Source organism: Candidatus Poribacteria bacterium (genome assembly GCA_021162805.1).
In the GTDB taxonomy this organism is placed as follows: domain Bacteria; phylum Poribacteria; class WGA-4E; order B28-G17; family B28-G17; genus JAGGXZ01.
In genome coordinates this window covers 24,915-31,650 of sequence record JAGGXZ010000051.1, presented here as the reverse complement: position 1 = coordinate 31,650, position 6,736 = coordinate 24,915, and the positions used below count along the sequence as shown (strand labels likewise).

Sequence of the window (6,736 nt, the reverse complement as noted above, 5' to 3'; positions counted from 1 at the left end):
GCGAGGGAGCTGAGGGAGAAGGCCTTCACCAGGATAATCTCGCTGGCGCCGGAGGTGGTGTGAGATGGGGGATAAGGTTCACATCAAACGGGATGATCTCGTGTTGGTGCTCAGCGGCAGGGATAAGGGGAAGACCGGTATCGTTCTGAAGGTATACCCTAAAAAGAAAAGGGCGGTCGTCCAAGGCGTCAACTTCATTAAAAAGCATATGCGTCCCCGTTCCGCCACGGAACAGGGCGGGATAATCGAAATGGAGGGGACGATACACGTATCCAACCTCAAGCTGATATGTCCCAAGTGCAACAGACCCACCCGCATCGCCCGTAGAAAGCTGGAGACCGGCTTCTCCGTGAGGGTCTGCAAGAAGTGCGGGGAGGTCGTGGAGAGGAGCTGATAGAGATGGCGATGAGTCCTTACAAGCAGTTTTATCTGGAGAAGGTCGTGCCGGCCTTGATGGAACGGTTCGGATATAAAAACGTGATGCAGGTGCCAAAACTTGAAAAGATCTGCATAAATATGGGTCTCGGCAAGGCTCAGCAGGATCAGAACATCCTCGACGAGGCCGTCTCGGAGCTCTCCCTGATAACCGGACAAAGGCCCGTTCTGACAAGGGCGAAGAAATCGGTCGCCGCCTTCAGGGTCAGAAAAGGGAATATAGTCGGTTGTAGGGTGACCCTTAGGGACGTCCGGATGTACGAGTTCCTCAACAAGCTGGTCAACATCGCCCTGCCGAGGATAAGGGATTTCAGGGGATTGTCGCCTAACTCCTTCGACGGAAGGGGGAACTACACATTGGGCATCTCTGATCAGACCATCTTCCCCGAGGTGGATTACGATAAAGTTAAGGAGACCCTGGGAATGGACATAACCATCGTCACCACTGCCGAAACCGATGAGGAGGCCAGGGAGCTTTTAAGGCTGATGGGGATGCCGTTTAGAGAGAGATAACGAGGTGAGAAAATATGGCCAGAAAAGCTATGATCGAAAAGGCCAAGCGTGAGCCGAAATTCAAGGTGCGTCAGCGTAACAGATGTAAGCTGTGCGGGCGTCCTAGGGGATATCTGAGAAAGTTTCAGCTATGCAGGATATGCTTCAGGATGTTGGCCAGAGAGGGGAAGATCCCCGGCGTAAGAAAGGCTAGCTGGTAGAGGTGAAAACCATGTCGATGACCGATCCGATCGCGGATATGCTCACCAGAATAAGAAATGCCAATAGGGCATATCATGAGAAGGTGGATGTGCCGGCCTCCAGGGTCAAGGAGGCCATCGCCAGGATACTTCTTAAAGAGGGATTCATCCGCAACTACAGGCTGATAGAGGACGGGAAACAGGGTATCTTGCGTATATATCTCAAATACGGCGAGAACAAGGAGAGGGTGATCTCCGATCTGGTGCGCGTCAGCAAACCCGGACGCAGGGTTTATGTGGGCAAGGATGAGCTGCCCAAGGTAAAAGGTGGACTTGGAATAGCCATTCTGTCCACCTCCAAGGGTATTATGACCGCCTATGAGGCCAGAAAGGCCAACGTCGGCGGAGAAGTCCTCTGTTACGTATGGTGAAGAGGTGAGCTGAGATGTCGAGGGTAGGTAGAAAGCCGATCCCCGTCCCACCTGACGTTAAGGTCACGGTATCTGATGGTAATCTGGTGACCGTGGAGGGGCCGAAGGGGAAGCTCGTGCAGAGGTTCCATCCCGATATGATCATCAAGCGGGAGGGCGATTTCATCAAGGTTGAAAGGCCCTCGGATAATAGATTCCATAGATCCCTTCACGGCTTAACCAGGGCCTTGCTGGCGAACATGGTGACGGGTGTCAAGGAGGGGTTTGAAAAGAGATTGAGGGTGGTCGGCGTCGGATATAGGGCACAGCTACAGGGAGATCAACTGGTGATGCAATTAGGCTATTCCCATCCGGTGACCTTCAAGATCCCGGAAGGGATAAAGGTAACGGTCGGTAATCCCGAATCCCTCGGTGGGGTACCCAGCATACCGATAGTCGTCAGCGGCATAGACAAACAGCTTGTCGGCGAGACAGCGGCTGCGATCCGTAGACTGAAGAAACCGGGGGTCTATAGACCATCCGTCGGAATCAGATACGAGGGAGAAAGGGTTAGAATGAAAGAGGGTAAGACCAGGGTGTAATTTCCCTTTAGGAGGTAGGCGAAGTTGGACCCAAAGGAGAAGAGGCTGGCCAGAATTCGAAGGCACATAAGGGTCAGAAAGAGGATCAGCGGCACCGCCGAAAGGCCTCGTCTGTGTGTCTATAGAAGCCTCCGACATATATATGCCCAGGTGATAGATGACGAGAGGGGTGTTACCCTGGCGGCTGCCTCCACGTTGTCGCCCGAGATCCGGGATAAGATCAAATACGGCGGCAACATGGAGGCGGCAAGGTTGGTCGGCTCGCTCATAGCCCGAAAGGCTCTGGAGAGGGGAATCAACAGGGTGGTCTTCGACAGAGGAGGCTATAAATATCACGGCCGGGTGAAAGCTCTGGCCGACGCGGCAAGGGAAGCCGGTTTGGAGTTCTAAAGCGGCTAAGGAGGGAGTTGCGTGAGGAAGATCGATAGAATAGACCCAGAAGGACTTGAGCTGGTAGACAGGATGATAGCCATAAACAGGGTCATGCTCGTCCGCAAAGGCGGCAAGACTCCCAGCTTTAACGCCATATGGGCGGTAGGGGATATGAACGGGATAGTGGGCGTGGGTTTCGGTAAAGCCCAGGAGATTCCAGAAGCTATACGCAAGAGCATAGAGGATGCCAAGAAGAACCTGATCAGAATACCCCTTGAAGGAACCACAATACCTCATGATGTGGTCGGACACTTCTGCTCAAGCACCGTCATCCTGAAACCTGCTGCCCCCGGAACGGGAGTTATAGCAGGTAGCGCTGTGAAAGTCATTCTGGAGGTGGCAGGGGTGAAGGATGTCCTCAGTAAGTGCTACGGCGCTCGCAACAAGATAAACATCGCATGGGCGACGATGGAGGCCCTCAGACAGTTGAAAAGCGCTGAAGAGGTAGCGAGCTTAAGGGAAAGACCTCTCGAAGAGATTCTGGCTCGGAGGTAGATCAAGATGCGCCTTACAGAGCTCAAACCCGCACCTGGGGCCAAAAAGAGAGAGAAGCGGCTCGGCCGAGGGCCGGGCTCAGGTCACGGCAAGACCTGCGGTAAGGGGCATAAAGGCCAAAGGGCACGTTCCGGTGGAGGCACGCCCCCCTGGTTCGAGGGCGGGCAGATGCCGCTCTATCGCCGTGTACCTAAAAAGGGGTTCTTCCATCTCAAGAGGGAATATGCTATAGTTAACATACGGGATCTCAACCGTTTCCAGGATGGAACCACCGTCACGCCGGAGCTGTTGAAGGATGTCGGTATGGTGAAGCGTTCCGGGAGACCGATTAAGATCTTAGGTGATGGTGAGCTTGAGAGAAAACTCACCGTTCAGGCACATGCCTTCTCAAAGTCAGCCCTCCAGAAGATCCTATCGGCGGGGGGTAAGGCTGAGGTGATCTAATTGATAAAGGCTATAAAAAACGCAGTCAGAATCCCGGAACTACGAAAGAGGATAATCTTCACGGGCTTAATCCTGATCGTCTACAGCCTCGGGAGACATATAACGATCCCGGGAATAGACGTGGCTGCCCTGAACAAGTTCTTCGAAAGCCTGCCTCAGGGCTCGCTCATAGGCTTCGTGGACATGTTCTCCGGAGGATCATTCAGAAGGATGACCCTCTTCGCTCTGGGAGTTCAGCCCTATATAAGCGCATCGATCATCATCCAGCTTCTGACCGTCGTCGTGCCATATCTGGAGAACCTGTCCAAAGAGGGTGAGGCGGGCAGGAAGAAGATCAGACAATACACCAGATACGGAACGGTCGGCCTTGCGATGCTCCAGTCGCTTGGGATCAGCTTCATGCTCGAAAACCCCGGAAGCCTCGGCATCAACATCCCCCTCGTTCCCCATCCAGGGATAGGGTTCAAGCTGATGACGATGATAACTCTGACGGCCGGAACGATCTTGGCGATGTGGTTCGGCGAGCAGATAACCGAGAGAGGAGTAGGACAGGGGATCTCCTTCATCATATTCGCCGGAATAGTGGACAGGATCCCGTCGGGCATAGGTTCGATCTACCGATCTCTTTTCTATGAGCAGACGTTGAATCTGATCCAGGTGCTGATCTTCATCGCCGTCATAGTGGCCGTTATCATGGGTACCATCTACATCACCCTGGCGGTTAGAAAGATACCGGTTCAATACGCCAGAAGGGTTGTCGGCAGGAGGATATACGGGGGACAGATGACACACATACCGCTGAGGGTCAACGCCGCAGGTGTTATTCCGATCATATTCGCCATCACCTTGATGCAGTTTCCGACGACCGTCGCCTCTTTCGTCCCGATCGATATTGTCCAGGAAGTGGTTCGATTTATAATGCGGCCGATAATCTATTACACCACCTATGCTGTCCTGATCATCTTTTTCACTTACTTCTACACGGCCGTTCAGATAAATCCCACTCAGATGGCGGAGGATCTCAGGAGATACGGTGGATTTATCCCAGGCATACGTCCAGGTGCGGCTACGGCCCATTACATCGAAAGGACGCTCGATAGGATAACGCTTCCGGGGGCGATATTCCTCGCCGGAATAGCTGTCCTGCCGGCGTTGCTTCAGCGATATCTCGGCGTGCAGGTGCGTTTCGGCGGGACACCCGTGCTGATCGTCGTCGGGGTCGCCCTCGATACGATGCAGCAGATCGAGGCTCATCTGATAATGAGAAATTACGAGGGATTCCTCAAAGGCGTCAGGCTCAAAGGCAGAAGGGGAAGATGAGGAGGATAGAATGAGATTGATCTTTCTCGGACCGCCCGGCGTAGGCAAAGGAACCCAGGCGGTCAAGTTATCCCAAAAGTACGGGATACCTCACATATCCACAGGAGATGCGCTGAGAGAGGCCGTCGCCCGAAAGACCGAGATCGGGTTAAAGGCTAAATCATACATGGACAAGGGAGCCCTGGTCCCCGATAAAGTGGTTATAGGGATAATCAGGGAGAGGTTGGCCCAGGATGATTGCAAGGATGGTTTTATACTCGACGGGTTTCCCCGCACGGTCAAACAGGCCGAGGCGTTGGATGAGATCCTGAAGACCATGGGAGTGGAGCTGGATGCCGTTTTGAACGTCGAAGCGCCGGATGATGTGATAATAGAAAGGCTCTCCGGCCGAAGGACCTGCCGAAGCTGCGGCAGGGTCTATCACATCATCTACATGCCCCCGAAAAAGGAGGGGGTGTGTGACGTATGCGGCGGAGAGTTATATCAGAGAGATGACGATAAACCCGGGGCCATAGCTAGAAGGCTTCAGGTGTACAAGGGGCAAACCGCTCCGCTGATCGAATACTATGAGGGTAAAGGGAAACTCCATAAGATAGATGGAAGCCAGGATGTCGATGGCGTTTTCCGTCAGATAACGGGCCTCCTCGAAGGAGAGAAAGCCGACTATGAGAAAGAAGAAGGGTAAGATAGAGGTGGAGGGCACGGTCATAGAGCCGCTGCCTAACGCCACCTTCAGGGTGGAACTTGATAACGGACATAGAATCTTAGCCCATATCTCCGGCAAGATGCGCATGCATTATATCCGCATCCTGCCGGGGGATAGGGTGATAGTCGAACTCTCCCCATATGACCTGACCCGGGGGAGGATAATCTATCGCAAATGAGTTCGAATTGGATTCTATTCGCCCCCGGTTGGAGAGAGAATTGGGGTAAAGGGGATGTTTGTCCCTTGAAACTGAGAGAGGAGGAGATCCGAGGTGAAGGTGAGAGCATCCGTGAAGAAGATATGCGATAAGTGCAAGATAATAAAGCGACACGGTGTAGTCCGTGTCATATGCGAAAACCCTAGGCATAAGCAGAGACAGGGGTGATAGAATGGCGAGAATAGCCGGTGTGGAGCTGCCGAATGAGAAACAGGCGTGGGTTGCCTTGACCTATATCTTCGGTATAGGCAGAACCTCATCCTTTAATATCCTCAAAGCTACGAGGGTTAACCCATATAAACGCATGGGAGAGCTGACGGATGATGAGATAAGCAGGATCCGTTCCGAGATAGATCGAAACTATAGGGTCGAAGGCGATTTGCGCAGGGAGATCCAGCAGAACATACAGAGGCTCATGAGCATAGGATGCTACCGCGGGCTTAGACACCGTATGGGTCTGCCGGTGAGAGGGCAGAGGACGAAGACGAACGCCAGGACCAGAAAGGGTCCTAAGAAAACGATAGGCGTCGGAAGGAAGGCCAAAGAGGCCGCTCGAAAAGGACATTAAGGAGGAGATGAGAAGTTGAGAAGGGGCAGAGGAAGAAGAACGACGGTTCGACGTAGCGAGAGGAAAAACATCCCGTTTGGGATCGCCCATGTGCAGGCCACCTTCAATAATACCATAGTGACGATCACCGATCCCGAGGGGAACACGATCTGCTGGGCGAGCGCCGGAACTGTAGGCTTTTCCGGATCCCGTAAGAGCACGCCGTATGCGGCACAACAGGCGGCGGAGGCGGCGGCCAGAACCGCTATGGAGCACGGAATGAGAAGCGTAGAGGTCAGGGTCAAAGGCCCCGGCGCGGGCCGCGAGGCAGCGATCAGAGCTCTATCCGCCGCCGGACTGGAGATAACGGCGATAAGGGACGTCACCCCTATACCACATAACGGTTGCCGTCCACCTAAGAAACGGAGGGTTTGAT

General features: G+C 53.6%; 14 protein-coding genes. All 14 read left to right on the top strand.

Annotation, left to right across the window (positions count from 1 at the left end; translation table 11 throughout):
• Nucleotides 1-64: 64 nt before the first annotated feature.
• Complete coding sequence (gene rplX / locus J7M22_03905) at nucleotides 65-394, top strand: 50S ribosomal protein L24 (GenBank protein ID MCD6505751.1); 330 nt, start codon at nucleotides 65-67, stop codon at nucleotides 392-394.
• 11 nt (nucleotides 395-405) lie between these two features.
• Nucleotides 406-948 carry a 50S ribosomal protein L5 gene (rplE, locus tag J7M22_03900; GenBank protein ID MCD6505750.1) on the top strand — a complete coding sequence of 181 codons (543 nt, stop codon included), beginning with the start codon at nucleotides 406-408 and terminating at the stop codon, nucleotides 946-948.
• A gap of 14 nt (nucleotides 949-962) precedes the next feature.
• Nucleotides 963-1,148, top strand: coding sequence for a type Z 30S ribosomal protein S14 (locus J7M22_03895; GenBank protein MCD6505749.1), 186 nt, complete (start codon nucleotides 963-965; stop codon nucleotides 1,146-1,148).
• 11 nt (nucleotides 1,149-1,159) lie between these two features.
• Nucleotides 1,160-1,558: a 30S ribosomal protein S8 gene (gene rpsH, locus J7M22_03890; GenBank protein MCD6505748.1), complete on the top strand. Its 399-nt coding sequence runs from the start codon at nucleotides 1,160-1,162 to the stop codon at nucleotides 1,556-1,558.
• 14 nt (nucleotides 1,559-1,572) lie between these two features.
• Complete coding sequence (gene rplF, locus J7M22_03885) at nucleotides 1,573-2,139, top strand: 50S ribosomal protein L6 (GenBank protein MCD6505747.1); 567 nt, start codon at nucleotides 1,573-1,575, stop codon at nucleotides 2,137-2,139.
• Nucleotides 2,140-2,163: 24 nt separating this feature from the next.
• Nucleotides 2,164-2,529, top strand: a complete 366-nt coding sequence (locus J7M22_03880; protein MCD6505746.1) for a 50S ribosomal protein L18 — start codon at nucleotides 2,164-2,166, stop codon at nucleotides 2,527-2,529.
• A 72-nt stretch (nucleotides 2,530-2,601) separates the two neighbouring features.
• A complete protein-coding gene (gene rpsE, locus J7M22_03875) occupies nucleotides 2,602-3,066 on the top strand; it encodes a 30S ribosomal protein S5 (protein MCD6505745.1) in 465 nt (154 codons plus the stop codon).
• Nucleotides 3,067-3,072: 6 nt separating this feature from the next.
• Nucleotides 3,073-3,510: a 50S ribosomal protein L15 gene (gene rplO, locus J7M22_03870; GenBank protein MCD6505744.1), complete on the top strand. Its 438-nt coding sequence runs from the start codon at nucleotides 3,073-3,075 to the stop codon at nucleotides 3,508-3,510.
• Nucleotides 3,511-4,830, top strand: coding sequence for a preprotein translocase subunit SecY (gene secY, locus J7M22_03865; GenBank protein ID MCD6505743.1), 1,320 nt, complete (start codon nucleotides 3,511-3,513; stop codon nucleotides 4,828-4,830).
• Nucleotides 4,831-4,840: 10 nt separating this feature from the next.
• Nucleotides 4,841-5,515 (top strand): adenylate kinase, encoded by a 675-nt coding sequence (locus J7M22_03860; protein ID MCD6505742.1) that lies wholly within the window; start codon nucleotides 4,841-4,843, stop codon nucleotides 5,513-5,515.
• Nucleotides 5,496-5,714 carry a translation initiation factor IF-1 gene (gene infA / locus J7M22_03855; GenBank protein ID MCD6505741.1) on the top strand — a complete coding sequence of 73 codons (219 nt, stop codon included), beginning with the start codon at nucleotides 5,496-5,498 and terminating at the stop codon, nucleotides 5,712-5,714. The genes J7M22_03860 and infA overlap by 20 nt, the downstream gene beginning before the upstream one ends.
• 93 nt (nucleotides 5,715-5,807) lie before the next feature.
• On the top strand, nucleotides 5,808-5,921 hold the full coding sequence (gene rpmJ / locus J7M22_03850) for a 50S ribosomal protein L36 (protein ID MCD6505740.1): 114 nt from the start codon (nucleotides 5,808-5,810) through the stop codon (nucleotides 5,919-5,921).
• Nucleotides 5,922-5,925: 4 nt separating this feature from the next.
• Nucleotides 5,926-6,321: a 30S ribosomal protein S13 gene (gene rpsM / locus J7M22_03845; protein ID MCD6505739.1), complete on the top strand. Its 396-nt coding sequence runs from the start codon at nucleotides 5,926-5,928 to the stop codon at nucleotides 6,319-6,321.
• A gap of 15 nt (nucleotides 6,322-6,336) precedes the next feature.
• The gene (rpsK, locus tag J7M22_03840) at nucleotides 6,337-6,735 is read left to right on the top strand and encodes a 30S ribosomal protein S11 (protein ID MCD6505738.1); all 399 of its coding nucleotides are present in this window, start codon (nucleotides 6,337-6,339) and stop codon (nucleotides 6,733-6,735) included.
• The last annotated feature ends 1 nt before the right edge of the window (nucleotide 6,736 follow it).